A 26,835-nucleotide genomic window follows, 5' to 3' on the forward strand; every position below is an offset into this window, starting at 1 on the left:
CTCTTTTTTGTTGCCTGGGTTTGTGCGTTTGTGAATGTTGGTGTGGGCAGCCCTGTGTGGGCGCAGGCGTGGGTTCTCCCGGTATTGAGGTTAGGTGCTTGGGGTGGGGGCTGTCAGGGGCGGCCACGCAGCCTGTGGACAACCGAAGCCCCCTGGACAACCACGAGACCCCCGGGCGCGGAATGGGCCTCGGGGGTCTTCGATGGTGCGGGTGGAGGGAGTGGAGGGATGGGCCGCGCACCCCGGCGGCCTGACCGGCTCCTCGACCTCCAGGGCCTGGAGTGAATGCCGCGGGGCGAGCCGCCACCGCGCGGGAGCGGGGGCTCGGAACTTGGGTCGGGGATCAGAACACGGGGCCTGGGACAGGTGGGGACCCCCTGGGTCCGAGGGGGTCTGCACCGTGCTCCTGGAGGTCAGTCCTCGTCGGCTTCTGGTGCGTCGATGAGCTGCCGCAGCAGCGCAACGAAGTCGTCCTCGCTCATCCCAGACCAGTCCACGTGCTCGTTCATGTTCAGCGGTCTCCCCCAACTTCTCCGTCCGTAAGCCTCTGTGTGGCGTATTGGTTCGGGAAGTCTGGGTTAACGGCGAGTTGGCGCAGGTGGGAGAGGTGACCGGAAGAGGACGCCACAGGGGAAGAGGAGAGGACACCGCGAGTGGACCGCGGAACCGGAGGAGGTCCGCACGTGCGGGACCCGCACCTGATCGGTACCGCACCTCGTCAGGCCGAACGTCGGTCGGTACGGCACCCCGTCAGTCCCGCACTCGATCAGACCCGCTGCTGGAGGGCCCCACGGCACTCGGGGCAACGGCAGCGCTTGTTGTAGCCGGTGACACTGCCGTGGGGGAGGGACGGGTCCCGCTGGCTGGTGAGCGTGGCGTCGAGCTGCTCACCGAAGGGCTTGAGGACTCGCGCCGTCGAGAAGACCTGCTTGGGGCTGATGTCCAGCTCCTTGGCGGCGTCGTCGATGTGCTTACCCATGCGGAGTTTCGCGATCAGGCGTGACCGTGTGCTCGGAGGCATCTGGGCCTCCGCGTTCGCGATCAACTGCTCTGCGTCGTCAAGCGGGTAGCTCATGGGTTTCCTCTATGTGTGCGGGTACGCCCTCAAGCATCGTACGCGCTATCCAACTGTGGGTTCGTGTGTGGTGGATGTGGCTACTTATCGTAACAAACGGGAAGTTTTGGCTTTGCGGACCGCCTCGTAATGCATCGAATCGGTCGCTCTTTTCTAGAAACACATTGCTAGATGCTAGGTGTCGTGTTTCGCTGATAGACCCGACACTCTGCGTCATTGGATCAGTGCTATGACGAGCCCCACTGTTCGCCGGCGGAGGCTGTCCGCCGAACTTCGACGTCGCCGTGTCCAGGCGGGCATGACCCTCAACGACGTGGCCGAGGAGCTGGAGTGGTCTCCGGCCAAGCTGGGCCACATCGAGACCGGGATCCGCAAGTGGCCCTCGGTCATGGAGATCTCCGCGCTGCTGCGCCTGTACGGCGTCACCGGAGGCCAGCGGGAGGCCGTTCTGACGCTGGTGCGTGAGTCGCGTCTGCGTCCGTGGTGGACGGAGTACGAGGACGTGCTCTCCTCCGCGTACGTGGGCAACGAGGCCGGTGCCGTCTCGTTGCGGTCCTACGCGGGGATCCTGGTGCCGGACCTGTTGCAGAGCCCCGACTACACGGCGGCCCTGGCTCGGCGGCTGGGGCACGGGGAGCACGCTGCCGAGCGGATGGTCGCGGCCTACCTCAAACGTCAGGAGATCCTCGACTCAGGGTCCCTGGGGCACTACCACGCGGTCGTCGAGGAGGACGCCCTGCAACGTGTCTCCGGTGACCTGGGTCTGCTGCGGGGACAGACGAGGCGGATCGTCGAGCTGGCCACCGGGTCCGAGCACGTGACGGTCCAGCTGCTGCCGACGTCCGCCGGTCCCCACCCGGGGTTGGCCGGGCCGTTCTCCATCCTGGAGTTCGAGGAGGACGAGGCCGACCTCGCGTACGTCGAGGCGACCCAGGGCGGAGGGATCGTCGAGTCCGAGGACGCGCTCCGGTCGTGTCGGCGGGTGTGGGACGAACTCACCCGAATCGCCGCCTCGCCGGAGGCCACGGTGGGGATTCTGGGGCGGATGGCCCTGCTGACCTGACCGTACGGAACCCCCTCAGTGCGGATCAGAGGAAGAAGACGGTGTGAATCGGTCCACCATGGCAGGGACCGCCCGCCATGGCTTGCTAGTCTGCTAGGTGACAACCTCATAAAGTTGCCCACGGGGCCCCGCTCATGCGGGAGCCCGTGCGTACGACCGGTTTTCCAACAGAGAAAGGGTCCGGACAGTGAAGAAGATCATCGTTCTGGCGCTGGTGGCCCTCGGGGCTTTCGCCGTCTACCGCAAGATCCAGGCGGACCGCGCCGAGCTCGACCTGTGGACGGAAGCCACCGCGGCCAGCGAGAGCTGATCCGAGAGCTTTCCATGTGACACGAAGACGTGGGTGGGCCGACGACCCGTGGTGCGACCCACGGCTTTGTGCTGCGTAGCCCCAGGGTCCGGGTCCTCCCGGCGTGACCGGGGCTCCGATGCGGGTATGCTCTCCAGGTGACCTGGGTTCCCGGGTCCGATGGGGCCATAGCTCAGCTGGCAGAGCGCCGGTTTTGCATACCGGAGGTCAGGGGTTCGACTCCCCTTGGCTCCACCCTTGAAGCGGTCCTGTGCTCTGCACAGGGCCGCTTCGTCGTGTCGGGAACCCATGTGGTGCCGAAATCACGCTGCCGGGACCGCTGGCACCATTCATCGGATTGGTCGGGGAGTCCCAGAAGGGGCGCACGAAATACCCTTCCAAGTTACTAAACGGTAGTTCTGTATGCGTTCGTGTGGGAGTGAATTGGGGGTCCTGTGTGGTTGCCCGGCCCGTCTGTCCGGGGGGTCCGCATAGCCCGATCGGGTGGGGTCGGTGACAGCCTGTCCTGTTGCGGCATCCCTGTCGCAGTGGGGTGAGTCGCACGTGGGATGGTGCGAAGTCGCAGGTCATCACGGTTTTGAAGGAATGGTCTGAGAGTGACCTTTCATTGTGGTTGCACGGGGGTGCCCGTATCACATGTGGTGACTCTCCGTGTGTGTATGATGACACTTCCTGGAGAGGCAATGGTCCTAGTGGGCCATATGAGAAATAGGCCTCTTGGGGCCTGTTGGTGAACTCCGGCAATCCGTAGTTTCGACACCAACGACAACGAGAAACACAGTGCGCCGAAACGAGAGACCCCCGAAGGTGAGTGAGCCGTGCGGCCCCCCGCCCGGCCTCGTACACCGTCCTCGTACCGGCCCACTGTTCCTCGTCCACCGGCGGCCGTGCCGCCCGGTGGGTTTCGATCACCACACATGCTGATCTTGGGAGTGGGGCAACATGTGGAACGAGAAGATGGCGGCCCGAGCCAAGTGCCGTGAGATCGACCCGGACGCCCTGTTCGTTCAGGGCGCCGCGCAGAACCGCGCGAAGCTCATCTGCCGGGGTTGCCCGGTGCGTACCCAGTGCCTTGCCGAGGCGTTGGACAGTCGGATCGAGTTCGGTGTCTGGGGAGGCATGACCGAACGCGAGCGTCGTGCGCTGCTGCGTCGACGCAAGGACGTGACCAGCTGGTTCGACCTGCTCACCAGCGCCGAGCGGCGCTACGAGGAGGAGCGGACCGAGCAGGAGCCCGCGCGGACCGGGGTGCACGCCACCGCGCGACAGTGAGCTGAGACCCGTCTGGGAGGGGAGCCCGGACGGATGACGGTGTGGGGCGCGGCGTTCCGACCAAAGTCGATGCCCGCATCCTCCCCCAGGGGGAGGAGCGGATCAGGGGAGGATCAGGGACGCCCCCCATACCCGCACCGCGTGTGATGCCGCATCATGGAGGGGGCGCGGTCATCGTCGTACGGCCGTGCTCGTCGGAGCACACTGGGAGTGGGGATGGCCGTGCAGAACCCTCAGAGACGGAATCCGTGGGAGCCGGCCGTGCCGGAGCCGCAGATCCGGCTGACCCACGCCGACCGCGACGCCGTGGCCGAGGTGCTCCGTGAGGCCTACTCGCAGGGGCAGCTGGACGAGGACGAGTTCGGTGACCGGCTCGACCGGGCCATGCGGGCCAAGATCAGCGGAGACCTGGTGCCGCTCACGTCCGACCTGGGGGTCAGTGTCTCGCCGGGTGGTGCCGGGCAGGCGCCCAGGACCGAGGGCGGGCGGACGGATCGCAAGCTGACCACCGAGAACCCGATGGAGAAGGTCGGGGCGGCCGCCGGACACCTGTCCGCGTTCTTCCTTCCCTTCCTCGCCCCGCTGGTCCTGCTGCTGGTCGGCGGCGAGCTGTCGCCCTACCTGCGGCGGCAGGCCATGGAAGCACTCAACTTCCAGCTCTTCTGCCTGGTGAGCGCGATCGTGAGCGTCCTGCTCGTGTGGCTGGTGCTTCCGGCCCTGGTCCTCGTCGGCGTCTTCCTCGGCTGGTTCATCCTGCCGATCATCGCCGCCGCCGGAGTCCTGATGGGCCGGGACTGGCGGTACCCGCTGGTCTACCGCCTGATCAAGGAGAACTGAGGCCGCGTCGAAGCCTCGACGCGGCTCTCAGGACACACCGGTCGGCGGGCCCCTCTCGGAGGGGCTCCGCCCTCACCGGGAGGGGATGTCGGGTCCGGGACGTCAGTCGTCCTTGGCGGCGCGTACGGTCTCCTTCGCCTTGGCCTTGGTGGCCTTGGCGGTGTCCGTCGCCTTCTCCTCCAGGTGCTCGCGGGTCTCACGGACCTGCTCGCGGGCCTGGTCCAGGTGCTCCTGCCACTCGGCGTCCTGCGAGGCCTGGCGCATGCGGATGAGCGAGTACACGATCACGCCGCCGACCACGGCGGCGCCACCGATCAGGACCCCCCGGGGAACGCGACGGTTCCCGCGCCGGAGCAGGCGCAGCCCACGGCGGCTCGGCTTCGGGTCGATCCGCTGCGCGGCCGTGGTCAGCAGCCCGGCCACCCGGGGCGCCACGGTGTCCTCGACTCGCTGCGCGGCCGTCTCCAGCCGGGGAGCGGTCCATCCACGCGCCTGGAGGAGTCTGAGGGCTGCCTGGTCCCGCGCCTGGTCGGCGTAGGGGCCGAACCGGTCGGCCTGCTCCTTGGCCAGGTCCTGTAGGCGGGCGAGACTCGCCTCGGCCTCCTTGCGGGCCTTGCGACGCTTGGCAGTGATGGGCACGTCGTCAGCTCCTTCGATCGATCTCAGGGTTCGTTGCCACCCGGCGGTGCCGACGTGTGCGGCCCACTCGGGCTTCCCGTCGTCCTTCCCCGTTATCCGGGTGTTATCTCAACATACGTCCTCTGCGTCTGTGATCTACGTTTCGACACCGTCGAGCGTGGATCGGGTTCAGGCGAAACGCGGTGGACGGACGGGTAACGTGAGCACGTAAATCTCGCTCGATCGAAAGGCACTGAGGTGTCGGACTCCACGGGTCAGCCCACCGCGCGGCTGAACACCTCCAAGGGAACCATCGTCGTCAAGCTCTTCGAGGAGCAGGCGCCGGACACGGTCGCCAACTTCATCGGGCTGGCCGACGGTTCCAAGCAGTGGATGGACCCCACCACGGGCAAGCCCTCCAACAGCAGCCTCTACGACGGCACGATCTTCCACCGTGTCATCGACGGCTTCATGATCCAGGGCGGGGACCCGCTCGGCAACGGCCGCGGCGGCCCCGGCTACAAGTTCGGGGACGAGTTCCACCCCGACCTGACCTTCGACCGCCCCTTCCTGCTGGCCATGGCCAACGCGGGTCCGGGCACCAACGGCTCGCAGTTCTTCATCACCGTCGGTGAGCCGTACTGGCTCAACGGCCGTCACACCATCTTCGGCGAGGTCGTCGAGGGCAGTGACGTCGTCACCGCGATCACCAAGGTCGACACCGACGCGCAGGACCGTCCCCGCGAGGACGTGGTGATCAACAGCGTCGAGATCACCCGCTAGCTCGGCACCACAGTGGTGAGACCCAGAGGAGTGACGACCCACCCATGACCGCGTACCCCCCTCCGCCAGGAACCCCGTCCGAGTCCGGCTCCGAGCCGGGAACGCCCCGTACCTGCTACCGACACTCCGGTCGGGAGACCGGCGTCAGCTGCACCCGGTGCTCGCGGCCGATCTGCCCGGACTGCATGGTCGAGGCGTCGGTGGGGTTCCAGTGCCCCGAGTGCGTGGCGGAGGGAAACCGGAGGGTGCGCTCGGCGCGGACCACCTTCGGCGGCAGGATCGTCCAGAAGCCGTACGTGACCTGGACGATCCTGGCCCTGATGGCGGTGGGCTTCCTCGCCCAGCTGGGTACCTCCGACCCGGTCGGCCAGGCCGGGCGGTCGCCGCTGGTCGTCGAGTTCGGGATGCACGGCTTCGCCGCGATCCTGCAACACGAGTGGTACCGGCTGATCACCGCGGCCTTCCTGCACGGCGGTGTGATGCACCTGCTGTTCAACGGGTACGCGATGTACCTCCTGGGGCAGCAGCTGGAGCGCTGGCTCGGGCACGGCCGGTTCCTCGCGCTGTGGGTGGCGGGGGCCCTGGCCGGGTCCGTGACGAGTGCGCTCTTCGTGCCCGGCCAGCTCTCGGTGGGCGCCTCCGGCGCGATCTTCGCCCTCTTCGGGGCGGTGTTCGTGCTCGGCCGGCGCCTGCGGCTGGACATGCGGATGATCCTGGTCCTGCTGGCGCTCAACCTGGGCATCACGTTCCTGGTCCCCGGCATCTCCTGGACGGCGCACATCGGCGGTCTCGTGGCGGGCCTGGCCCTCGGGGCGGTCTTCGCCTACCTGCCGACCCGCAAGGGGAGGGAGGACCGGCGGACCCTGACGCACGGGCTTCTCGTGGCGGCCTTCGTGGCCCTGCTGTTCGTGCTGTTGTTCCTGGCGCCCCGGCTCTGGTTCGCCGTGCTGCCCGTCTGAGCCGTACGGAGGCCCCCGGAGCGTGTGCTCCGGGGGCCTTTCCGTTGCCGCGTGAAGGCCTGCTTCCGGGCATGCGAACAGAGCTACCCACAGCCTGTGGATAACCCTGTGGAAAACCTGATCAAGGCTGGTCGAACGCCCACGGGGGGACGTTGGTGCCGTTGTCGGACCCCGCTCGGGTCAGGGGGCGCCGCGCACGTGCGCGGCGGGGGCGGTCAGTGCCAGCGCGTGGACAGGATGACGGCCACGATGATCCCGCTGAAGCCGATCAGCAGGTTCCAGTTGTGCCAGTCCTGCATGTAGGGCACCTGGGAACCCGCGATGTAGTAGACCGCGATCCAGAGAATGCCCAGGATGAAGAAGCCCAGCATCGTCGGCACGAGCCAACGCGGACTGACCTTCGGCTTCTCTTTGGAAGGAGGCGGCGTGTAGACAGCCTTCTTCTTGCGGTCGCTGCGGGACTTGGGCACGGTCGTTGCTCCAAGGTTGTGCGGAGGTTCGGAACGCACTCAGTCTACGCGTCGGGTGGGGCGCGCGTCACTGGAGGAAAGGTTCCAATACCCCAACGGCCCCAGGGGTCCTGGCACGCACACGACGGCGGGCGGGGCTCCCGTGAGCACCCGCCCGCCGTCGTGATCGTCCTGGGTCGTGTCCGGCCTTCGCCGGTGTGGGCCTAGCCCCTGCGGAAGACGAAGTCGTCCGTCCCCGGCGGCGGCCAGCCCGGGAAGCTCGGTTCGCCCGGTTCCTCCGGGTCGGTCGGCTCCTCCGGGTCGGTGGGCTGCTCCGGCTCCGTGGGCTCGGCCGGGGCCACGGCGAGCGTGACGGTCACCGAGGTGCCGGTGTTCACCGACTGCCCCGCGGCGGGCGACTGGTTGATGACGGTGCCCTCCGGGGCGTCGCCGTTCTCCTGCTCCTGGAAGTCGCCGCTGAGCCCCGCCGAGCTGAGCGCGTTCTCCGCCTGCTCACGGGTCATCCTCTGGAGGTCGGGTACCCCCACCTGGTCGGGGCCGGAGGAGATGATCAACGTGATCTCGTCCGCGGGGTCGGCGTCCGTGCCGGAACCGGGCTCGGTGCCCACCGCGTAGCCCTCGGCCACGGACTCGTTCGCCCTGCGGTCCGTGGTGACGTTCTCGAAACCCACGTCGTTGAGCGTGGAGATCGCGTCGGACTCCGACTGGTTCTCCACGTTCGGGACCTCCAGCTCACCGGGGCCCGAGGAGACGTAGATGACGATGGAGGTGGTGGCCTCGATCTCCGAACCGGCCGTCGGGTCGGTCTCGATGACCGTCCCCTCCTCGACCTCGTCGTCGGACCTCTCCTCGGAGCGGTGGTTCTCGAACCCCTCCTCGGTGAGCTGGGCCTCGGCCTCGGGCAGCGTGCTCCCGGCCAGCTCGGGCACGGCCAACGTCTCGACGTCGTCACCGCCGCCCTGGTTCATCAGGAAGAAGACGAGGATGATCGAGGCGATCACGCCCAGTCCCAGCAGCGTCCACAGGATCGCCTTGCCCGCGCCGCCCTTCTTCTCGTCCCGGTAGTCGTCGTAGTCATCGTCGTAGTCGTCGTACCCGCGGTCGTCGGCGGGCGGCAGCGCCGTGGTCGCCCCGGCCGCGGCCATCGCCATGGTGCCCGCCTGGGTGGGCATCCCGGCCAGGCCCCGCTGGATGTCCGCGCGCATCTCGGCGGCGTTCTGGTACCGCTCCTCGCGGTCCTTGGTCATCGCGCGGAGGGTGACGTCCTCCAGCCACTCCGGGATCTGCCCGTCCACCTCGGACGGCGGCACCGGGTCCTCGCGGACGTGCTGGTAGGCGATCGAGACCGGGGAGTCGCCAGTGAACGGCGGACGGTTGGTCAGCAGCTCGTAGAGCACACAGCCGGTGGAGTAGATGTCGCTGCGCGGATCCACCCGCTCACCGCGAGCCTGCTCGGGGGAGAGGTACTGCGCGGTGCCGATGACCTGCGAGGTCTGGGTCATCGTCGCCTGGTTGTCGTCCATCGACCGGGCGATGCCGAAGTCCATCACCTTGACTTCGGCGTTCTTGGTCAGCATCACGTTGGCGGGCTTGATGTCCCGGTGGACGATCCCGTTGTCGTGGCTGTACTCCAGAGCCTTGAGGATGCCGTCCACCAGCTCAGCCGAACGCTCCGGCAGCAGCTTGCGGTCGTCGTCCAGGAGCTCCTTGAGCGTGCGACCGTCGACGAACTCCATGACGATGTACGGGATGGAGACCCCGTCGATCATGTCCTCGCCGGTGTCGTACACCGCGATGATCGCCGGGTGGTTCAGGGACGCCGCGGACTGCGCCTCCCTGCGGAACCGCGCCTGGAAGACGTGGTCGCGTGCCAGGTCGTGCCGGAGCGTCTTGATGGCGACGAGCCGGTCGAGCCGGAGGTCGCGTGCGCGGTGTACCTCGGCCATGCCGCCGCGCCCGACCACCGTGTCGAGTTCGTAGCGGCCACCGAGGAGCCGGGGCTGGGACATGTCGTGCACTCATCCTCGTGTCATCCGGAAGCCGCCCGCGGGCCGCCGCCTACCCTGATCGTCTCTGGCTCATTACCTGTTCACGGAGCGTTGCCGGGGTTGTCCTGGCCGGGATTGGGAGGATTGTCGCCACCCTCGGGAGGCGTCTCCGGGTCCGTGCCGCCCGGGTCCTCGGTTCCGGGCTCCTCCTCGGACCCGTCGTTCTCGTCGTCCTCGGGAACGGTCGGCTCCTCCTCGCCCTCGTCGGGTAGGGGGCTCTCCGTCTCCTCCCAGCCTCCGGGATCGGGGGTCCAGTGCGGTGTGTCCTCCACCGGCGGCGGAGCCTCGATCTCCTCGTCCGGGTCGTCGTCCTCGCTGGGGGTGGGGGACGGCGAGACCTCGGAGGTCGGGGGCTTCGTGCTGTCGTTGACGTTCTGGGTGTCGCGGTCCGGGCTGAACACGAACCCCGCCACGGCCGCGGCCACGATCAGGATGGTCGCCGCCACCGCGGCCAACACCACGGGGGTCCGGATGCGTCGCTCGTGACCCGAACCCTCGGCCAGACTAGCCGAGTCGCCTCCCTGAACAGGGGTTACGGCCGACTGTCCGGCGGTTCGCCGTACGGTTCCGGACGGTCCGGTACGCGGCCCGTCCGGGATGGAGCCGACCACCGCCGTCTGGGCCATGCCGTGGAAGCCCGTCGAGGGCGTGGGCGGTCCGGTGCCCGCGTTGGAGCGGATCACGGCGGCCAGGTGCGCGACCTCGCCCGCCGAGGAGGGACGGTCCTCCGGGTCCTTCTGCAACAACGAGAAGACCAGGTCGTCGATGTCGGCGGGGACGTACTCGGGGAGCTCGGGCGGGTCGTCGCGGGTGTGCGCGAGGGCCAGGGCCACGGGGCTGTCCCCGGTGAACGGAGGTGTTCCCGCCAGGCACTCGTAGGCCACCACGCCGAGCGCGTACAGGTCGGACGCGGCGCTCGCTGGCCGCCCCGACGCCTGCTCGGGTGAGATGTACTGCGCGGTGCCCATGACCATGCCGGTCTGCGTCAGGGTTACCGACGTGTCGCCCCGGGCGATGCCGAAGTCCGTCAGCTTGAGCTGGCCGTCCTCGGTCACCAGTAGGTTCCCGGGCTTGATGTCCCGGTGCACCACACCGCGCGCGTGCGCGGCGGCGAGCGCCTTGGCGGCCTGGCACACGAAGTCGAGGGTCTGGTCGGAGCTGAGCGGGCCCTGCTCTCGCAGGACCTGCGAGAGCGGCTCACTGACCACGAGTTCCATGATCAGGAACGCGCGGCCGTCCTCCTCGCCGTAGTCGAAGACCTGGGCGATCCCGGGGTGGGACAGGCCGGCGGTGATCCTGCCCTCCGTCCGGAAGCGCTCGCGTGCCGTCGGCTCGGCCATCTGGGCCGGGTGCAGCAGTTTCACCGCGACTGAACGGTTGAGCAGTGTGTCGGTCGCCCGCCACACGGTGCCCATACCGCCGGAGCCGATCTGCTCCTCCAGGCGGTAACGGTTGCTCAGAACGGCCCCGGCCAGTCCACCGGGGCCGTTCTGCGAAGACGGCTCGTAGGCGCTCACTACTGGACCACTGCCTCCATCATCTGGCGGGCGATCGGCGCGGCGAGCTCGCCACCGCTGCCGCCGCCGTGCTCGATCACCACGGCGACCGCGATCTGCGGGTCGTCGGCCGGCGCGAAGCCGATGAACCAGTTGTGGGTCCCGCTCTCCCCGCCGGTCTCGGCGGTACCGGTCTTTCCCGCCACGTCCATGCCGGAGATGGCTCCGTTGGTGCCGGACCCGTCCGGGCCGGTCACCAGGACCATCATGTCGGTGAGCGTGGACGCGGTGCTCGCGCTCATGGCCTGGCTGTAGACCTCGGGGCTGGTCTGGGTGACCACCGAACGGTCGGCGTCGCGCACCGAGTCGACCAGGTACGGATGCATGACCTCGCCGGAGTTGGCCACACCGGCGGCGACCATGGCCATCTGGAGCGGCGTCGCCTCGACGTTGGACTGCCCGATGCCCGCGCGGCCCAGGATGTTGCGGTCGTCCTCGACCGGCGCCAGGCTCGGCACGGCCTCCAGCGGCACCTCCAGGGGGTCGCGCTCGTCGGCCGTCCGGGAGAAGCCGAACGCGTGCGCCTGCTCCGCCAGGGCCTCGCCGCCCATCTCGATCGCCCAGTTGGCCATCGAGGTGTTGCAGGAGATCTGGATGGAGTGGGCCAGGGTGTCCGGCTGCCCGTTGTTGCAGGTGCCGCCGGGGGTCGCGTTGGGGAGCGGGTGCCCCAGCTCCAGGACGTTCGGGGCGTCCATGGTGCTGTCCGGGCCGGCGTCCAGGTGCTCGATGGCGGCGGCGGCCGTCACGATCTTGAACGTCGAACCCGGGGGGTAGCGCTCGCGCAGCGCCCGGTTGAGCAGCGGCTGGTTGGGGTCGTTCTCCAGGGCCACGTAGTTCTCGTTGGCCTCGGTGACGTCGGTGATGCTGGAGACGTCGTTGCCGTCGTAGGACGGGTAGGAGATCGAACCGAGGATGGCCCCGGTGGTCGGGTCCAGCGCGACGGCGGAGCCGTTCTTGCCCAGCGACTCGAAGCCCCGGAAACCGGCCTCCTGGACCGCGGGGTCGATGGTCAGCTCCACGCGCGCGCCCTCGGGCTCGCGGCCCGTGATGACGTCGCGGAAGTTGCGCACGGCGAGGCGGTCGTCGCTGCCGTCCAGCAGGGCGTTCTCGTAGTACTCGATCCCCGAGGCGCCGAACCGGCGGAAGGATCCCACGACCGGCGTGTACATGGTGCCGCCGGCGTACTCGCGCTGGTAGCGCGGCGGGTCGCCCTCCTCCGAGATGTTCGTGGAGGAGGCGACGTTCTCGTCACCGATGACGATCGGCCCGCGCTGCTCGCTGAGGCGCTCGGTGTACTGGCGGGCGTTCAGCGGGTCCTCGCGGATCGCCTCGGCCTGGAACCCCTGGATGTAGGTGAGCTGGAGCATCAGGGCGCCGAACAGGATCATCGAGAAGACGCTGAGGCGTCGGATGGGTGTGTTCATCGTCGGATCACCTGGGTGGCCCCCTCGTCCTGGATGGCCTGCGGCGCCGGGCGCCGCGCGTTGTCGCTCATCCGGAGCAACAGACCGATCATCAGCCAGCTGGCCATGAGGGCGGAACCGCCCGCGGCCATGAAGGGCGTGGTCATACCGGTCAGCGGAATGAGCCGGGTCAGGCCACCGAGCACCACGAACACCTGGAAGCACATGACGAAGGCCAGGCCGCTCGCGAGCATCTTGACGAAGAGCTCACGGGAGGCCAGGGCGATCCGCATGCCCCGCTCCACCAGGATGAAGATGACGGCGAGGATCGCCATGACGCCGGTCAGCCCCAGGTCCTCCGAGAGGGAGGCCAGGATGAAGTCGCTGTCCGCGGCGAAGATGTGGTGGGCCTGACCGCCGCCCATGCCGGTGCCGAACAGGCCCCCGTAGGCCATGCCGATCTGCCCCTGGACCAGCTGCATGCTGCCGCCCAGACGGTCGTAGACCTCCTGGTCGAACGCGTGGAACCAGATGTCGACGCGCTGGCGGAAGTGCCAGAAGAGCTGGAAGGCGAGCGCGGCCGCTCCCACGAACACGGTCAGGCCGATGATCACCCAGGAGGAGCGCTGCGTGGCGACGTACAGCATCGCCAGGAACGTGCCGAAGAGCAGCAGCGAGGTGCCGAGGTCCTTGGTGATGACCAGCAGGCCGATGGCGGCGACCCAGCCGACGACCATCGGCATGAAGTCGCGGGCGCGCGGCAGGTCCATGATCTTGAACCGGCCGATCTTCACCTGCTTCGCCGCCAACGACAGCACCTGCCGTTTGGTGACCAGGTAGGACGCCAGGAAGATCACCAGGGCGATCTTGGCGAACTCGGAGGGCTGGAGGGTGCGGCCCGCGATGCCGATCCACCGCCGGGCGCCGTACTCGGAGACGCCCAGACCCGGGACCATCGGCAGCGCGATGAGGATCAGGGCGGCCAGGGCGCTGATGTAGGTGTAGCGCTGGAGGACCCGCGGTTCCTTGAGGAAGAACAGCAGGAGCATGCACATGACCATGCCGACCGCGGTCCAGATCAGCTGCATGCCGACGCCGGCGTGCTCGATCTCGCCGGAGTCGGCGGCGTCCAGACGCCAGATCATCGCGACGCCGATGCCGTTGAGGAACAGCGCGCACGGAAGGATCAGGGGGTCGGCGTAGGGGGCGATGAAGCGCAGCGCCACGTGCGTGGCGAGCGCCAGGGCGCCGAAGATGAGGCCGTAGCCCCACATGGCTCCGGGGACCTGGCCGTTGAGGTTCAGACCGGACATCGCCATCGCACCCATGGTGATGACGATGGTGATGCCGATCAGGACCAGCTCCGCGTTGCGGCGCTGGACCGGGGGGAGTGCCGTGGGCGCCTCGGGCGCGGTGGTACTCACAGGGTCACCCCGATTCCCCGGTCTCGGTCCCCCTGTCGGCGCCGCCCGTCGTGGACTCGTTCGAGGCACCGCCGTCGGCGGCCTCCTCCAGGTCCCCGACGACGCGTGTGGCGTCGTCGCGGTCGTCCACCGTGATGGTGTTCCGGAGCAGCTCCTGGTCGGCGTCGGAGAGGGACGACACCTGGAGGTCGGTGGTCTCGACCTCGTCGGAGAGGCTGATGCCCGCGATGTCGGTGTCGATGCCCTGGTAGACGCTGACCGTCTCCCCGTTCGGAGACAGCCCCACGTAGAACTGGCTCTCCACGTACTGGCGGCCGAAGTAGTACCCGCCGCCCGCGACCAGGGCCACCACCACGACGAAGACCACGACGATCGGCCACCAGCTGCGGGTGCGGTACTCGGGTTCCGCGTCCCCGCCGCGCGAGGGCGGCGCGTCGTAGTCGTCGCGGGTGTCGTGGGGGCGCTCCTCGTGGGGTGCGCCGTAGGCCTGGCCGGGCTCCTGCTGCGGGAGGTCCTCGCGGACCGGGTCGAGTTCGGCGGTGTCGCCGCCGGTGCCGCGCAGTTCCTGGGCCCGTCTGGCCGGGCTGGTCTCGTTCGGCCCGGTCGACTCGTCGCGCTGGTCGGCCGCGCCCACCGTCTGGGAGGCGCCGGTCGGACCCTCGCGGTCGGTGTCCGTCTCGATGACGTCCGCGACGACCGCGGTGATGTTGTCCGGCCCGCCGCCGCGGATCGCCAGCTCGATGAGCTTCTTGGCGGCCCCGCGCGGGTCGGTCTCCGCGACGAGGGTCTCGTGGATGGTCTTCTTGCTCACCACACCGGACAGGCCGTCGGAGCAGAGCAGGTAGCGGTCGCCGACCTTCGCCTTGCTGATGGAGATGTCCGGGTCGACCGGGGTCTTGCCGTCCAGCGCGCGCAGGATCAGCGACCTCTGCGGGTGGGTGGCGACCTCCTCCTCGGTGATCTTGCCCTCGTCGACGAGGGTCTGCACCAGGGTGTGGTCGTGGGTGATCTGTTCGAAGCGCGGTCCGCGCAGCAGGTAGGCGCGCGAGTCACCGATGTGGATCAGGGCGACCTGCGAACCCGACCACAGCATGGCGGTCAGGGTCGTGCCCATGTTCTCGAGCTGCGGTTCCTGCCGGATGCGGATGGCCAGCGACTCGTTGGCGCGCTCGACCGCGCGCTGGAGGACCTCGGCCATCTCCTCGGCCCGGGGGTCGTCCTGGGTGTCGAGCTGGCGGATGGACGAGATGGCGATGGAGCTGGCCACCTCACCGCCCGCGTAACCGCCCATGCCGTCGGCTACCGCGAGGAGGTGTTGGCCGGCGTAGCCGGAGTCTTCGTTGCCTTCGCGGAGGCATCCAACGTCGGAGTACGCCGCGTATCGGAGAGCGATTGTCATTTGCGCAGTTCCAGGACGGTTTTGCCGATACGGATGGGCTGACCCACCGTGATGGGCTGGGGGCGGTTCAGCTTCTGCTGGCCGAGGTAGGTGCCGTTGGTGGAGTTCAGGTCCTCGACGAACCAGCGGCCGTTTTCGGAGTAGACGCGCGCGTGGCGGCCCGAGGCGTAGTCATCGGTGATGACCAGTGTCGAGTCAGGGGCGCGGCCGATGAGGATGGGCTGTGAGGCCAGGTCGACCGTGGTTCCCGTCAACGGGCCCTGGGTCACGGCCAGGACGGTGGGCTCGTTGCGGCGGGGACGCTGGGGTCGGGCCTGGGTCGACGACGGCGCGCGGCGCTGGGCCGGACGCGGTGCGGAGGGGCGAGGCTTCTTTCGAGCCTTCTTCTTCGACTGACCGAAGAGGTCCGTGCGGATGACGCCGACCGCCATGAGGACGAACAGCCAAAGCACCGCGAGGTACGCGATCTTGATCAATATGAGGGTCAAGTTGGACATCGAACTGCTCTTCAGCCCCTGTCGTGCTTCGGCCGGGGTGGCGGTCATCGGCGCCGCCACCGTTTCTGCCCCACCTTCGAGTCGGTGAGTCTGGGTCGCTGGTCCGCGGCCCAGCCGGCCGCGGACATTCTGTCCGATCGGTCAGGTCATCGCGGAGACTACCCTCCCGGCCGGAGTTCCGACACAGGTCCATACCAGGCCTGACTCGGACATCGCCCTTTCAGACGCCGAATCGGGGCGGTTGGTTGCGGTCCGGTTCGGCCAGATCGTCCGACTGCTCGGGGCCGGGCGGTCAGTCCCGGCGGAAGGTCATCGTGGTACGGCCCAGGCTGATCCGGGTCCCGTCCACCAGCCTGGCCTGCCTGACCTGCTGACCGTTGACGAAGGTCCCGTTCGTGGACCCCTTGTCCTCCAGGACGACCTCTTCGCCGTCGACCCGGATCTCCACGTGGTGACGAGAGACACCGTTGTCGACCAGGCGCAGGTCGCAGTCGGTGCCGCGGCCCAGCAGCGTGACCGGTGTGGTCAGTTCGAAGGACTGCTGCATGCCCTGGCTGGCGATGTTGCCCTCGGCGGTCGCGCCGCCGGGGGAGATCAGCAGTCGGGGGCGGCCGGTCTGGCGCGGTCCCCCGCCCGGACCCGGGTCGCCGACGGGCTGGCGGACCTCTCCGTCCTTGACCATCGTTCCGCGGACGACGCCCGAACGGATGCGGAAGCGCCCCGTCTTCAGACCCTCGTCCGACCTGAACTGGACCCGCACCGGACCGACGAACGAGTAGCCCTGTTCGGTCGCGTAGTCACGTGCCAGCTTGGACAGTTCCTGGCCGAGGCTGTCGGCGTAGACTTCCAGGCGCTCCTTGTCACTGGCCGAGAGCTCGACGATGAAGTCGTTCGGAACCAGTGTGCGTCCCTGGGCCACGATCGCGGCGCGCTCGTCCATCTCACGCTGGACCGCGCTCGCGACCTCGACCGGCTGGAGCTCAGACTTGAAGGCCATCGCGAAGGTGCCTTCGATCATGCCCTCAAGCCTGCGCTCGAAGCGTTGGAGCACTCCCACGAGGTACCTCCCTTGTACTCCACTCCGTATGTGTAGACGATCGTAACCGGGCCCGGGTGCCCCTGGTTTCAGGCGCACCCCCGTCAGGGCCCTCCGGGGGCCCGGATCCGGGTCCGCCACAAACGGTGTGCAACCCGCCTTCAAGCCGTGCTAGCCTTGTTCATGTCGCCAGGGGGAACAGGCAAAACGCCCGAATCACCTGGCAACACAACTTCATGCAGCACCACCAGCGCGGGTGGCGGAACGGTAGACGCGCACGGTTCAGGTCCGTGTGTCCGAAAGGATGTGAGGGTTCAAATCCCTCCTCGCGCACCCTGTGAGGGACGACCCCGGGAGCAAGCAGAGCTTGCGACCGGGGTCGTTCTCGTTCTGCCCCGCGGGAGGGGTCCCCACACCCCGGTGTTGTCCGGACGCCCCTGGTCACGGGCCGCGCTCGCGCTCGTGCGCATGCTTCCGGGATCGTCTTCGTCGCGCCTCGTGGGATCCCCGTGCCTCGGGGTGCTGCTCGGGACTGCCCTGGTCGGAGGCCGTTCTTCCTCCCGACGCCGTCGTCGTTCCGCCTCGTGAGGGCGCCCCCGCGTTCCCCGGGCGCCGCTCCGCCCCGGGGTCGTCCGGCCCCGCTCCCGCGTTCGTCGCTGTCGGCACTGCGTCGCGTCGTCCTCCGTTCCCCCGATTCCGTCGGAATCCCGGGCGTGGCGGGGCTTTCGGTTGGCGCGGGCGATGGGATTCGGATTGCCCCAAGCGGCCGTGGAGGGCCCACTAACGATCTTCGATCGTTAGGTCGGGGCCGGATACGGACACCGAAGGCGGCGACGTCCACGCGAATGGGACACTCCGGGCGTGGGAATCATCGAGAGACTTCATGAGATCGGGCGTCCGCTGGTCGCCGAGCAGCTCGCGCACCCGACGGTCGCCGGGATCGCCCGGGGCGACCTCGACGACCGGGCCTTCCGGTACTGGCTGGAGCAGGACCACCTGTACCTGCTGGACTACGCGCGGGCCTTCTCCCGGCTGGCCTGGCAGGCACCGGACGGACACCTCGCGGACCTGGTCGCGATCGCGCACAGCACCCTGACGGAGGAGCTGGAGCTGCACCGCTCCCTGTCCGGGGAGTTCGGCGCCGACCTCAGCACCAGGGAGAAGGGCGCCCCCTGCGAGGCGTACACGTCCTGGCTCCTGGACGCGGCGGCCGACTACCGGGACGGGCTGGCCGCCGTCTACCCCTGCATGTGGGGCTACAACACCCTGGGGCTCGAACTGGCTGAGGCCAGGCCCGAGGACCCCCGGTACCAGCGGTGGATCGACACCTACGCCGACCCGGCCTTCACGGACCTGACCAGGAGGTACGGGCGCATGCTGGAGGAGGCGGAGCCCGACCCCGCGAGGGCGGAGCGCTTCTTCCTGGAGGGCATGCGCCACGAGGTGGCCTTCTGGGACACCCCTCACACGTAGACGAGGAGGAGGGGCGGACCCGGGTCCGCCCCTCCTGAGCCCGGTTCCACGGTCTACGGGTTGAGGACCGAGTGGACCTCGTCGAAGCGCTCGATCTCGCAACCGTCACGCTTGTTGAACTCGGTGTCGATCTCGGTTCCGTTCACGTGCCCGGTGACACGGGCGACCTCGGGGCCGCCGATCTGCAACGTGCACATGGAGTCGCTGGTGTCGAGGGTGAAGGGTTCGGACCCGACCTCCTCGATCTCGGCGCAGGCCGCCTCGGGGTCGGGGTGGTCTCCGCCGACGGGGGCGCAGGTGAGCGTCCACTCGCCCTCCTCGAACCCCTCCTCCGGGGTCAGGGCGTCCTCGTCGGACAGGGAGCGTTCGATCACGAGTTCCACTTCGGCGGACTCGTCGGGGGTCGTCTCGGTGGGGGCGGTCTCGTCGGGGGCCGGTGCGTTCACCTCGGTGGGCTCGTTGCCGCAGGCCGTGAGGAGCAGGCCAAGAGCTGCGAGTGCGGCGAGGCGGGCCGGCAGGGCCGTTGCGAAGGTGTGCTTACGCATACTGGTTGGACGGAGGGCCCGGTTCCCGGGTTCCACCGATCTTCGATTTTCAGAACACGCCTGACACAGGGGGTCACCAACATGTTCGGTGAGCAGGTCGCCGAGGTCGTCGTCAACGATGTGCCCGAGGGCGCCTACCTTCTCGACGTCCGGGAGGACGACGAGTGGGGGGCCGGGCACGCGCCCGGCGCCGTGCACATCCCGTTGCGGACGCTGGGGGAGCGCGCGGGCGAGGTGCCCAAGGACCAGAGGGTCTACGTCGTCTGCCGGTCGGGCGGGCGCTCGGCCCAGGCGACGATGGCGCTCAACCAGGCCGGTTGGGACGCGGTCAACGTCGCCGGGGGCATGCGTGCCTGGCACCAGGCCGCGTTCGACATGGCGTCGGAGGGGGAAAGTGAGCCCACAGTGATCTAGCGGTAACGCTGTGACGTGGGAGTCGTCGAATTTGGTCGGATTGTGCGAAGCCCCGCCACGTGGGGCCCCACGAATGGCACTATGACGTCGTGAGTTCCGACCGCGCGCCCCTCAGTGCCGAAGCCGTGCTGTCGTCCTCGGCGGACGCGGTCATCGGTATCGACGACACGCTGCGGGTCACCGTCTGGAACCCCGCGGCCGAGCGGATGTTCGGCTGGCCCGCCGCCGAGGTGATCGGCGGCGAGCTGCCGATCGTCCCCAAGGAACTGCGTCCCGAGCACGGCGCGGTGCTGGAGCAGGTGCGCAACGGCACCCCGTTGACGATCTTCACCCGCCGCACGCGCAGGGACGGCACCGCCGTCGACGTGCGGGTCAGCACCGGCTGTGTGCGCGGCGGGAACGGTGAGCACGCCGGGTGGGTGCTGGTGCTCTACCCGGGCGAGAAGGAGGTCCAGGCGCAGGCCTCCGCCATGGAGCGCGCCCGCCTGGTCCGGCGGCTGACCGACGTGGTGGCGGACATCAACGCCGACCTCAGTCTGAAGTCGGTCCTGGACCGCATCATCAGCAGCCTCACCGAACTCACCGGCGCCGACGCGGGCGGCTTCGTCCTGCTCAACGAGAACCGGGTGGAGCTGGTCAGCCTCACCCACCTGTCGGAGGAGCTGCACGGGGTCAGCGCGCCCCTGGAGTCCAGCCTGTTCGGTGAGCTGCTGCGCAGCGGCAAGTCCGTGCTGCTGGCCAACAGCGCCACCCGCAGCCTGGACGACCTGGTCTGGGCCGACCTGCCCGGGCTGCACACCATCGCCCTGTGCGTGTCCAACGTGCAGGGCCGCCCCTACGGCGCCCTGTACGCGCTGTACAGCGAGCGCCGGGTGGGCCACGTGGAGCTGGAGCTCCTCGAACTCCTGGCCGAGCACGCCGGGGTGGCGATAGGGAACGCGATGGCCTACGAGGAGCTCAAGCTCCAGCGGGCCAGGGAACAGGCGGTGTCGGACTCCAGCGCCGACGGCATCGCGGTGCTGGACTCCACCGGCAAGGTCCGCAAGTGGAACCGGTCGGCGGCCGAGCTGACCGGCTACTCGTTCGAGGAGATGGAGGGACGGCATCCGCCGTTCCCGATACCGGCCGCGCACGGTGAGCCCGTCAAGCACAAGAACGAGGGCGGCCGCTGGCTGGAGATCCTCATGGCGCGTATCCCCGACACCCACGAGTGGGTGGTGGACTTCCGCGACATCACCGCGCAGAAGGCCCTGGAGGAGGAGCGGGAGTTCTTCCTGGCCAGCACGGGGCACGAGCTGCGCACCCCGGTCACGGTGATCCAGGGGTACGCGGCGCTGCTGTCCCGCAAGGGTGAGCGGCTGGGCCCGGAGGGCCGCCAGGAGGCGAGCGAGATCATCCTGGACCGTGCCCGCTCGCTGGCCAAGCTGGTGGAGCGGCTGCGGTTGGGGTCGGACGTGGCCAGCGGCGAGATGACCGTGGACCGGGTGCCGTTCGACCTCGTGGAGCTGCTGGGCCAGTCCGTGGCGGCCTTCCGCCCGCTGGCCGAGCGCCAGGAGCTGATCCTGGACTCCGGAGGGACCCTGTGGACCGTGGGGGACCCGCTGGTCACGGGGATGGTCATCGACCAGCTGTTGGAGAACTCGCTGAAGTTCTCCCCGAGCGGCGGAACCGTGCGGGTCACGGTGCAGGAGGACGAGGACGTCGTCACCATCCACGTGGACGACGAGGGCATCGGGATCGACCCCGGCGACGAGGAGCGCATCTTCGAGCGGTTCTTCCAGAGCGGCGAGCGGGGCGACCGCCGGGGGTACAGCGGGCTCGGGATCGGTCTGTACATCGTGCGCCAACTGGTGCGGGAGCAGGGCGGCGAGGTGACCGCGCACCGGATGGGGACCGGCACCCGCATGCGGGTCACGCTGCCCCGGCACCGGGGCGAGGACGCCGAGATCGGCGCCCTGGTGTCCGAAACACCGCAGGGCGGGGAGGAGCCTGAGGTGCTCCCCGCGCAGGCGTAGAACGGACACGCCGACACACGGAAAACCACAAAAACCTCAACGGACCCTCAAGCCCTGTCACATCGGAGGTGTACGCGGTCGCGGAGGGGTCCGTCCCCGTGGATTCGCCCACATGCTGGTTTCCCCTGCCGGGGATCGGGGCATTTCCACCCCTGGTGGAATTCGCTGGCACACTTCGGGCGAGTTCCGGGCCGACCGAGAAGTACGAACTCGCGGGGACGAAAGCTGTGTCAGGAGACAACGCCGCACACGACGACGGGGGCCACGGCGCGCCCCGGAAGGTCGAGCGAAGCGTCGTCCTTCCCTACGTTCCCGAGAGCGTCACCGGCGCGAGACGGGCACTCTGCGCCGACCTGCGCGCCCTGGGCGTCAGGGTGGACCGGATCGACGACGCGGCCCTGATCCTCAGCGAACTGGTCAGCAACGCCCTCAGGCACGCCAGCCCCCTGCCGGACGACACCGTGGGCGTGTGCTGGCGCGCGGACGCCGATCCGGAGGCCCCGGCCGCGCACTGGCTGGAGATCTCGGTGCGCGACGGCGGCTCCACCACCATGCCGCGGGTGTCCCGGCCCTCACTGTCCGGTCTGGGCGGACGCGGCCTGGGCATCGTGCAGTCCCTGGCGGGCCGCTGGGGCACCGAGATGGACGCCACCACGACCACGGTCTGGGCGGTGTTGGAGATCGACGTCGAACGGGCCGAGACCGCCGACGACCTTCCCGCCTCCTCGGAGGCGGGGCCCGTCCGCGCGTACGCGGCCGACGTCGTGGAACTCGACCTGGGAACGGTGGAGGGCCAGCCCGCCTGGAGTGTCCTGCCCTGAGTCGGTGTGTGCCGGTCTGATCCGCTTTGAGCTGGGCTTTTCGTGGTTCCGGGCGGAGGAACGTGACCGATGTAGCGAAACGCCGCCAACGAGGTGGCCTGGCCCTGGCGTGGACGCTACAGTCACGACTGTGGAGTTGAAGATATCAAGCCGATCTCAAGATGACGTCGCAGTGGTAACCGTGGGCGGTGAGATCGATCTGTACACGGCACCCCAGTTGCGCTCCGAGCTCGTCGAGTCCCTGGAGCTGGGGGCACGGCGCCTGGTCATCGACATGTCGAGGGCGGAGTTCTGCGACTCCACCGGGATCAGCGTCCTGCTCTCCGCGATGAAGCGCTCCCGTGACCGGGGCGGGGACCTGGAGCTCGTGGCGCCCAAGCCGGCGGTCATGAAGGTCCTCCAGGTCACCGGTCTGGACGAGGTCTTCGTGATCCACCCGGACATCGACGCGTCGCCGGTGGCCGCGGGAACCGGCACGGCGCAGTAGCCGGGTGAGCGTGGCACGAGGAGGGCCCCAGGGGCCCACGGACGCGGCGGTCGCCGTGGTGATCGCCGCCAAGAACGAGGACGACCGCATCGGCGCCACCGTCGAGGCGGCCCACACGCTGCCCGGGGTCGACCTGGTCGTGGTGGTCGACGACGGTTCCACCGACCGCACCGCGGACTTCGCCCTGCGAGCGGGGGCCCGGGTGCTCAGGCACGGCCGCAACCGCGGCAAGGGCGCGGCCATGCAGACCGGTGCCGAGGGTGTGCGTCGCGCGGAGGTCCGCGAGGCGGACGGAGGCACGACCCGTGTCCCGCGCCATCTGCTCTTCCTCGACGCCGACCTCGGGGAGACCGCCAAGGACGCGGCGCCCCTGGTCGAGCCGGTACTCGCGGGCACGGCGGACATGACGATCGCGCTGTTCCCCGCCACCCGGCTGCGCCTGGGCGGGCACGGTTTCGTGGTCCGCCTGGCACGGGAGGGCGTGCGCAGGTCGACCGGCTGGGAGCCCGAGCAGCCGCTGAACGGTCAGCGCTGCCTGAGCCGCGCCGCCTTCGAGGCGGCCCGGCCCCTGGCGCCGGGGTTCGGAGTGGAGACCGGGCTGACCATCGACGTCCTGCACGGGGGTTTCCGGGTCATGGAGGTCGAGGTCCCGCTGGAGCACCGCGCCACCGGCACGGACCTGCGGGCCCAGCTGCACCGGGCGCACCAGTTCGTCGACGTCGCCCGAGCCCTGACCGCCCGTGAGCTGCGGCCCGCGCTGCGCCGGACGTGGCGGGGCGTGACGGCGGGCAAGGGTGGCGGCGGGCGTGAACAGCCCCGAAAAACCGGGCACATTACTCGCAAAAATCGCCAAGAGTGACCCCACGGCTGCGATGCGTGGGGATACGCTCGCGCTGTGTTCACTACCACCATCGCTTCCATCGCACTGTTCGCCGGGCTGGCCGGGCTCGCCCTCGGTGTGTACGCGCTGTTCAGGACCGCTCAGGTCCGCGGTGAGTACCAGGTCCTGGCCCAACGAGCCCTCGCGGTCAACACCTCGGGGGCGGACCCACGCGCCGTCCGCGACGTGGCCGTCCTGCACTACGACGCCCTGGAGGAGATGTCGGGTGCCCGCTCCTTCTCTCTGGCCATGCTCAACAGCCACGGCGACGGCGTGGTCGTCACGTCCATCAACGGCCGCACCGAGACCCGCACCTACGCCAAGGCCATCACCCGGGGCGAGGCCGACCACCTGCTCAGCCCGGAGGAGTACCGGGTGATCCGGTCGGCACGCCTGGGCAACGGGATCGGGGCCACGCTGCCCGACCCCGCGTCGCCCTCGGGAGGTCCGGCGGCCGACGCGCCCGACGAGGGCACGGAGGCCCTGGTCACGGTGGTCCAGGGGCCCGAGGCGTCGGAGGACGAGGCCGAGGAGGACGCCGACCAGCCTCGGTCACCCGAGGGGACCCAGGTGCCCCCGGCGCCCCGACCGGAGAAGTGACCACCCCGGCCCACCGGCTGCGTATAGCCTGAACAGCATGCCCAACCGCTACGCCTACCTCGGCCCCGAGGGCACCTTCACCGAAGCCGCCCTGCGCGATCTGCGCCCCGAAGCCACCGACGAAGCCCGCGTCCCGTGTGACGGTGTGGCGGCGGTCTTCGACGCGGTCCGCGCCGGGGACGTCGACGGCGGGGTCGTCCCGCTGGAGAACTCCGTGGAGGGCGGGGTCACCGCGACCATCGCGGAGCTCATCAACGGCGAACCGCTGCTCATCACCGGCGAGACCGCCGTGCCCGTCGAGTTCGCCCTCTTCGTCCGGCCCGGGACCGCGCTGGAGGACGTCAAGCGGGTCGCCACGCATCCGCACGCCCTCGCGCAGTGCCGGGGCTGGCTCTCCCGTCACCTTCCCGACGCCGACACCCACACCGTCTCCTCCACGGCAGCCGCCGCGCGTGCCGTCGCGGAGCCGGGAGCCCCCTACGACGCAGCGATCTGCGCGGTCATCGCGGGGGAGCGGTACGGGCTGCACGCCCTGGCCACCGGGGTGGGCGACCGCTCCGACGCGGCCACGCGCTTCATCTACCTCTCCCGGGCCGGGGACCTCCCGGCGCCCACCGGCGCGGACCGGACCTCCCTGGTCGCCTTCATCTCCGACGACCAGCCCGGCGCGCTGATCGAGGTGCTCAACCAGTTCGCGGTGCGCGGCGTGAACCTCACCCGGCTGGAGTCGCGCCCCACCGGCGACGGCCTCGGCAACTACTGCTTCTGCATCGACGCCGAGGGCCACGTCTCCGAGGCCCGCGTGGGCGAGGCGCTCATGGGCATCCGCCGGGTCTGCCGCGACGTGCGCTTCCTGGGCAGCTATCCGCGCGGCGGCCGGGACACCGGGACGACCCCCGCGATGCGTCCCCGCCCGACCACCGACGCGGACTTCGCGGAGGCCGAACTCTGGCTCGCCCGGGTCCGCGCGGGCGAGACGGCCTAGGGCGTGTTTTTGTGGATGCTTTCGCCGGTGGCGGCGGAGCCGCCATCGATGCGAGCGGCCGCCAGGCCATCTCTCGCAAGACGAGGAGCGAAGGCCAGCCCGGGGTTGGCTGTCCGAGCTTCATCGGCGCAGCGAGAGGCAGCCTGGCCACGCGAGCGCGGAATGATCCAAAGAACACGGCCTAGCCAGGCGCGGTCAGGTGGCCTCCACGGGGGAGCCGGACCCCTCCTCGAAGAGCCACTCCTCGGCGGCGGCCCGGCGCAGCTCCAGATACAGGGCCAGCCTGAGCGCGGTGTCCTCCGGGCGCGCGTCGTCCAGGGCCTCCAGGGCATCGGAGAGTTCCTCGGTAGTCATCTCACCCAGCGGTTTCACGACTTCTCCCCCACGGTCGGCGTGCCGCTCGGGGGGCTCGCGCTCCCCGTTCGGTCCTTCGATGGAGAGACGGGGCCGGTGCCGCTTCATGACGTGACTGTCGGCAAAAGATGTGGGGCCGGGGTGGGGCGGGCGGTAACCTGCAAGACGTGATCGACCTTCGCGCACTTCGAGAAGACCCCGAACGACTTCGTGCATCGCAGCGGGCCCGCGGTGAGGACCCCGCCGTGGCCGACCGGCTGCTCGAACTGGACTCCAGTCGGCGCTCGGCGCTGACCCGGTTCGAGACCCTGCGCGCCGAGCAGAAGAGCGTGGGCAAGTCCGTCTCGAAGGCCTCTCCGGAGGAGCGCGAGGAACTCCTGGCCCGGGCCAAGGGCCTCTCGGTGGAGGTCAAGGAGGCCGAGGCCGAGGCCGGACGGCTCGGAGACGAGCTCGACGCCGTGCTGGCGCGCGTGCCCAACCTCGTCGAGGAGGGCGCCCCCGAGGGCGGCGTGGACGACTTCGTGGTACTGGAGACCGTGGGCGAGCCCCGCGCGTTCGACTTCACCCCGCGCGACCACCTGGAGCTGGGCGAGATGCTCGGCGCCATCGACATGGAGCGCGGCGCCAAGGTCTCCGGCTCCCGCTTCTACTTCCTCACCGGTGTGGGAGCCCAGCTGGAGCTGGCCCTGCTCAACATGGCGATGAACCAGGCCATCGGTGCCGGGTTCACCGCCATGATCCCGCCGGTGCTGGTCAAGCCCGAGACCATGGAGGGCACCGGGTTCCTCGGTGAGCACTCCGACGAGGTCTACCACCTGCCCGCGGACGACCAGTACCTGGTGGGCACCTCCGAGGTGGCGCTGGCCGGGTACCACGGCAGCGAGATCCTGCCCGCCGACGCACTCCCCAACCGGTACGTGGGCTGGTCGTCCTGCTTCCGCCGCGAGGCCGGTTCCTACGGCAAGGACACCCGGGGCATCATCCGGGTCCACCAGTTCAACAAGGTGGAGATGTTCGTCTACACCCGCCCGGAGCAGGCGCACGAGGAGCACGTGCGGCTCCTCGCCTGGGAGCGGGAGATGCTGGACAAGCTCGAACTGCCCTACCGCGTGGTCGACATCGCCGGCGGGGACCTGGGCACCAGCGCCGCCCGCAAGTACGACTGCGAGGCGTGGGTCCCCACCCAGGAGACCTACCGAGAGCTGACCTCCACCTCGAACTGCACCGAGTTCCAGGCCCGCCGCCTCAACGTGCGCTACCGGGACGAGGACGGCAAGCCGCGCTTCGCCGCCACCCTGAACGGCACGCTGGCCACCACCCGGTGGATCGTCGCGATCCTGGAGAACCACCAGCGCGCGGACGGTTCCGTGGTGGTGCCGGAGGCCCTGCGGCCGTTCCTGGGCAAGGACGTCCTCGAACCCGTCCAGGCTCCCAGGAGCAGGAAGTAGGCACTGACGACGGAGCCCGCCCCTCGCCTGAGGGGCGGGCTCCGTCGTGCGTGGTCCCACAGG

The 26,835-nt window shown here is 69.4% G+C and carries 27 protein-coding genes and 2 tRNA genes; 17 read left to right on the top strand and 12 right to left on the bottom strand.

Annotation, left to right across the window (positions count from 1 at the left end):
• Window positions 1-766 precede the first annotated feature (766 nt).
• Window positions 767-1,075, bottom strand: a complete 309-nt coding sequence (locus ACFW3L_RS21780; protein WP_017546622.1) for a hypothetical protein — start codon at window positions 1,073-1,075, stop codon at window positions 767-769.
• A gap of 229 nt (window positions 1,076-1,304) precedes the next feature.
• On the opposite strand from ACFW3L_RS21780, the gene ACFW3L_RS21785 reads away from it, so the two are divergent.
• The 5 genes from ACFW3L_RS21785 to ACFW3L_RS21805 all read left to right on the top strand — a co-directional run bounded on the left by ACFW3L_RS21785 (window position 1,305) and on the right by ACFW3L_RS21805 (window position 4,557).
• Complete coding sequence (locus ACFW3L_RS21785; protein WP_378743302.1) at window positions 1,305-2,138, top strand: helix-turn-helix domain-containing protein; 834 nt, start codon at window positions 1,305-1,307, stop codon at window positions 2,136-2,138.
• Window positions 2,139-2,325: 187 nt separating this feature from the next.
• Window positions 2,326-2,448 (top strand): DLW-39 family protein, encoded by a 123-nt coding sequence (locus tag ACFW3L_RS21790; RefSeq protein WP_014912962.1) that lies wholly within the window; start codon window positions 2,326-2,328, stop codon window positions 2,446-2,448.
• Window positions 2,449-2,609: 161 nt separating this feature from the next.
• Window positions 2,610-2,682 (top strand) — tRNA-Ala (locus ACFW3L_RS21795).
• A 708-nt stretch (window positions 2,683-3,390) separates the two neighbouring features.
• Window positions 3,391-3,720: a WhiB family transcriptional regulator gene (locus ACFW3L_RS21800; RefSeq protein WP_378743304.1), complete on the top strand. Its 330-nt coding sequence runs from the start codon at window positions 3,391-3,393 to the stop codon at window positions 3,718-3,720.
• A 216-nt stretch (window positions 3,721-3,936) separates the two neighbouring features.
• Complete coding sequence (locus tag ACFW3L_RS21805; RefSeq protein ID WP_378743306.1) at window positions 3,937-4,557, top strand: DUF4870 domain-containing protein; 621 nt, start codon at window positions 3,937-3,939, stop codon at window positions 4,555-4,557.
• Between the two features lie 102 nt (window positions 4,558-4,659).
• On the opposite strand, the gene ACFW3L_RS21810 is transcribed toward ACFW3L_RS21805, so the two are convergent.
• Entirely contained in the window at window positions 4,660-5,196 is a 537-nt protein-coding gene (locus ACFW3L_RS21810) for a hypothetical protein (protein WP_378743308.1), read from the bottom strand.
• A 237-nt stretch (window positions 5,197-5,433) separates the two neighbouring features.
• On the opposite strand from ACFW3L_RS21810, the gene ACFW3L_RS21815 reads away from it, so the two are divergent.
• The gene (locus tag ACFW3L_RS21815) at window positions 5,434-5,958 is read left to right on the top strand and encodes a peptidylprolyl isomerase (RefSeq protein ID WP_378743309.1); all 525 of its coding nucleotides are present in this window, start codon (window positions 5,434-5,436) and stop codon (window positions 5,956-5,958) included.
• Between the two features lie 44 nt (window positions 5,959-6,002).
• Complete coding sequence (locus ACFW3L_RS21820; RefSeq protein WP_378743311.1) at window positions 6,003-6,917, top strand: rhomboid family intramembrane serine protease; 915 nt, start codon at window positions 6,003-6,005, stop codon at window positions 6,915-6,917.
• 215 nt (window positions 6,918-7,132) lie between these two features.
• Here ACFW3L_RS21820 and ACFW3L_RS21825 read toward each other — a convergent pair whose 3' ends face one another.
• From ACFW3L_RS21825 to ACFW3L_RS21860, 8 genes are all read right to left on the bottom strand, one after another.
• The gene (locus ACFW3L_RS21825) at window positions 7,133-7,387 is read right to left on the bottom strand and encodes a cell division protein CrgA (RefSeq protein ID WP_378743313.1); all 255 of its coding nucleotides are present in this window, start codon (window positions 7,385-7,387) and stop codon (window positions 7,133-7,135) included.
• 203 nt (window positions 7,388-7,590) lie between these two features.
• The gene (gene pknB, locus ACFW3L_RS21830; RefSeq protein WP_378743315.1) at window positions 7,591-9,396 is read right to left on the bottom strand and encodes a Stk1 family PASTA domain-containing Ser/Thr kinase; all 1,806 of its coding nucleotides are present in this window, start codon (window positions 9,394-9,396) and stop codon (window positions 7,591-7,593) included.
• Window positions 9,397-9,476: 80 nt separating this feature from the next.
• The gene (locus ACFW3L_RS21835; protein ID WP_378743317.1) at window positions 9,477-10,952 is read right to left on the bottom strand and encodes a protein kinase; all 1,476 of its coding nucleotides are present in this window, start codon (window positions 10,950-10,952) and stop codon (window positions 9,477-9,479) included.
• Window positions 10,952-12,415: a peptidoglycan D,D-transpeptidase FtsI family protein gene (locus ACFW3L_RS21840; protein ID WP_378743319.1), complete on the bottom strand. Its 1,464-nt coding sequence runs from the start codon at window positions 12,413-12,415 to the stop codon at window positions 10,952-10,954. The genes ACFW3L_RS21835 and ACFW3L_RS21840 overlap by 1 nt, the downstream gene beginning before the upstream one ends.
• Complete coding sequence (locus ACFW3L_RS21845; protein ID WP_378743321.1) at window positions 12,412-13,818, bottom strand: FtsW/RodA/SpoVE family cell cycle protein; 1,407 nt, start codon at window positions 13,816-13,818, stop codon at window positions 12,412-12,414. The genes ACFW3L_RS21840 and ACFW3L_RS21845 overlap by 4 nt, the downstream gene beginning before the upstream one ends.
• Before the next feature lie 4 nt (window positions 13,819-13,822).
• On the bottom strand, window positions 13,823-15,217 hold the full coding sequence (locus tag ACFW3L_RS21850; protein WP_378743323.1) for a Stp1/IreP family PP2C-type Ser/Thr phosphatase: 1,395 nt from the start codon (window positions 15,215-15,217) through the stop codon (window positions 13,823-13,825).
• Entirely contained in the window at window positions 15,214-15,762 is a 549-nt protein-coding gene (locus tag ACFW3L_RS21855) for an FHA domain-containing protein (protein WP_378743325.1), read from the bottom strand. The genes ACFW3L_RS21850 and ACFW3L_RS21855 overlap by 4 nt, the downstream gene beginning before the upstream one ends.
• A gap of 244 nt (window positions 15,763-16,006) precedes the next feature.
• Window positions 16,007-16,765 carry an FhaA domain-containing protein gene (locus ACFW3L_RS21860; RefSeq protein WP_378743436.1) on the bottom strand — a complete coding sequence of 253 codons (759 nt, stop codon included), beginning with the start codon at window positions 16,763-16,765 and terminating at the stop codon, window positions 16,007-16,009.
• Between the two features lie 235 nt (window positions 16,766-17,000).
• Between ACFW3L_RS21860 and ACFW3L_RS21865 the strand changes: the two genes are divergently transcribed.
• Window positions 17,001-17,083 (top strand) — tRNA-Leu (locus ACFW3L_RS21865).
• 528 nt (window positions 17,084-17,611) lie between these two features.
• On the top strand, window positions 17,612-18,223 hold the full coding sequence (locus tag ACFW3L_RS21870) for a TenA family protein (protein ID WP_378743327.1): 612 nt from the start codon (window positions 17,612-17,614) through the stop codon (window positions 18,221-18,223).
• 53 nt (window positions 18,224-18,276) lie between these two features.
• Here ACFW3L_RS21870 and ACFW3L_RS21875 read toward each other — a convergent pair whose 3' ends face one another.
• Window positions 18,277-18,768: an SSI family serine proteinase inhibitor gene (locus tag ACFW3L_RS21875; RefSeq protein ID WP_352388537.1), complete on the bottom strand. Its 492-nt coding sequence runs from the start codon at window positions 18,766-18,768 to the stop codon at window positions 18,277-18,279.
• Window positions 18,769-18,849: 81 nt separating this feature from the next.
• On the opposite strand from ACFW3L_RS21875, the gene ACFW3L_RS21880 reads away from it, so the two are divergent.
• From ACFW3L_RS21880 to pheA, 7 genes are all read left to right on the top strand, one after another.
• Window positions 18,850-19,182: a rhodanese-like domain-containing protein gene (locus ACFW3L_RS21880; RefSeq protein WP_378743330.1), complete on the top strand. Its 333-nt coding sequence runs from the start codon at window positions 18,850-18,852 to the stop codon at window positions 19,180-19,182.
• An 89-nt stretch (window positions 19,183-19,271) separates the two neighbouring features.
• Window positions 19,272-21,197 carry a PAS domain S-box protein gene (locus ACFW3L_RS21885; RefSeq protein WP_378743332.1) on the top strand — a complete coding sequence of 642 codons (1,926 nt, stop codon included), beginning with the start codon at window positions 19,272-19,274 and terminating at the stop codon, window positions 21,195-21,197.
• A gap of 227 nt (window positions 21,198-21,424) precedes the next feature.
• Window positions 21,425-22,018 (top strand): ATP-binding protein, encoded by a 594-nt coding sequence (locus ACFW3L_RS21890; protein WP_378743334.1) that lies wholly within the window; start codon window positions 21,425-21,427, stop codon window positions 22,016-22,018.
• A gap of 130 nt (window positions 22,019-22,148) precedes the next feature.
• A complete protein-coding gene (locus ACFW3L_RS21895) occupies window positions 22,149-22,505 on the top strand; it encodes an STAS domain-containing protein (protein WP_378743335.1) in 357 nt (118 codons plus the stop codon).
• Window positions 22,506-22,515: 10 nt separating this feature from the next.
• A complete protein-coding gene (locus ACFW3L_RS21900; RefSeq protein WP_378743437.1) occupies window positions 22,516-23,364 on the top strand; it encodes a glycosyltransferase in 849 nt (282 codons plus the stop codon).
• Between the two features lie 36 nt (window positions 23,365-23,400).
• Entirely contained in the window at window positions 23,401-23,985 is a 585-nt protein-coding gene (locus ACFW3L_RS21905; protein ID WP_378743337.1) for a DUF4446 family protein, read from the top strand.
• Window positions 23,986-24,022: 37 nt separating this feature from the next.
• Window positions 24,023-24,970, top strand: coding sequence for a prephenate dehydratase (gene pheA / locus ACFW3L_RS21910; protein ID WP_378743339.1), 948 nt, complete (start codon window positions 24,023-24,025; stop codon window positions 24,968-24,970).
• Window positions 24,971-25,165: 195 nt separating this feature from the next.
• Here the strand turns inward: pheA and ACFW3L_RS21915 are convergent, their stop codons facing one another.
• On the bottom strand, window positions 25,166-25,324 hold the full coding sequence (locus tag ACFW3L_RS21915) for a hypothetical protein (protein ID WP_378743341.1): 159 nt from the start codon (window positions 25,322-25,324) through the stop codon (window positions 25,166-25,168).
• 167 nt (window positions 25,325-25,491) lie between these two features.
• Here ACFW3L_RS21915 and serS point away from each other — a divergent pair, with 167 nt between their 5' ends.
• Complete coding sequence (gene serS / locus ACFW3L_RS21920; RefSeq protein WP_378743343.1) at window positions 25,492-26,772, top strand: serine--tRNA ligase; 1,281 nt, start codon at window positions 25,492-25,494, stop codon at window positions 26,770-26,772.
• Window positions 26,773-26,835: the final 63 nt, after the last annotated feature.

Source organism: Nocardiopsis sp. NPDC058789 (genome assembly GCF_042745575.1).
Taxonomy (GTDB): Bacteria; Actinomycetota; Actinomycetes; order Streptosporangiales; family Streptosporangiaceae; genus Nocardiopsis; species Nocardiopsis eucommiae.

Excerpts from the sequence above, each read along its gene's own strand:
- ACFW3L_RS21780 (WP_017546622.1), bottom strand. The coding sequence starts at position 1,075 with ATGAGCTACCCGCTTGACGACGCAGAGCAGTTGATCGCGAACGCGGAG.
- ACFW3L_RS21785 (WP_378743302.1), top strand. The coding sequence starts at position 1,305 with ATGACGAGCCCCACTGTTCGCCGGCGGAGGCTGTCCGCCGAACTTCGA.
- ACFW3L_RS21800 (WP_378743304.1), top strand. The coding sequence starts at position 3,391 with ATGTGGAACGAGAAGATGGCGGCCCGAGCCAAGTGCCGTGAGATCGAC.
- ACFW3L_RS21805 (WP_378743306.1), top strand. The coding sequence starts at position 3,937 with ATGGCCGTGCAGAACCCTCAGAGACGGAATCCGTGGGAGCCGGCCGTG.
- ACFW3L_RS21820 (WP_378743311.1), top strand. The coding sequence starts at position 6,003 with ATGACCGCGTACCCCCCTCCGCCAGGAACCCCGTCCGAGTCCGGCTCC.
- pknB (WP_378743315.1), bottom strand. The coding sequence starts at position 9,396 with ATGTCCCAGCCCCGGCTCCTCGGTGGCCGCTACGAACTCGACACGGTG.
- ACFW3L_RS21840 (WP_378743319.1), bottom strand. The coding sequence starts at position 12,415 with ATGAACACACCCATCCGACGCCTCAGCGTCTTCTCGATGATCCTGTTC.
- ACFW3L_RS21850 (WP_378743323.1), bottom strand. The coding sequence starts at position 15,217 with ATGACAATCGCTCTCCGATACGCGGCGTACTCCGACGTTGGATGCCTC.
- ACFW3L_RS21855 (WP_378743325.1), bottom strand. The coding sequence starts at position 15,762 with ATGACCGCCACCCCGGCCGAAGCACGACAGGGGCTGAAGAGCAGTTCG.
- ACFW3L_RS21875 (WP_352388537.1), bottom strand. The coding sequence starts at position 18,768 with ATGCGTAAGCACACCTTCGCAACGGCCCTGCCGGCCCGCCTCGCCGCA.
- ACFW3L_RS21880 (WP_378743330.1), top strand. The coding sequence starts at position 18,850 with ATGTTCGGTGAGCAGGTCGCCGAGGTCGTCGTCAACGATGTGCCCGAG.
- pheA (WP_378743339.1), top strand. The coding sequence starts at position 24,023 with ATGCCCAACCGCTACGCCTACCTCGGCCCCGAGGGCACCTTCACCGAA.
- ACFW3L_RS21915 (WP_378743341.1), bottom strand. The coding sequence starts at position 25,324 with ATGACTACCGAGGAACTCTCCGATGCCCTGGAGGCCCTGGACGACGCG.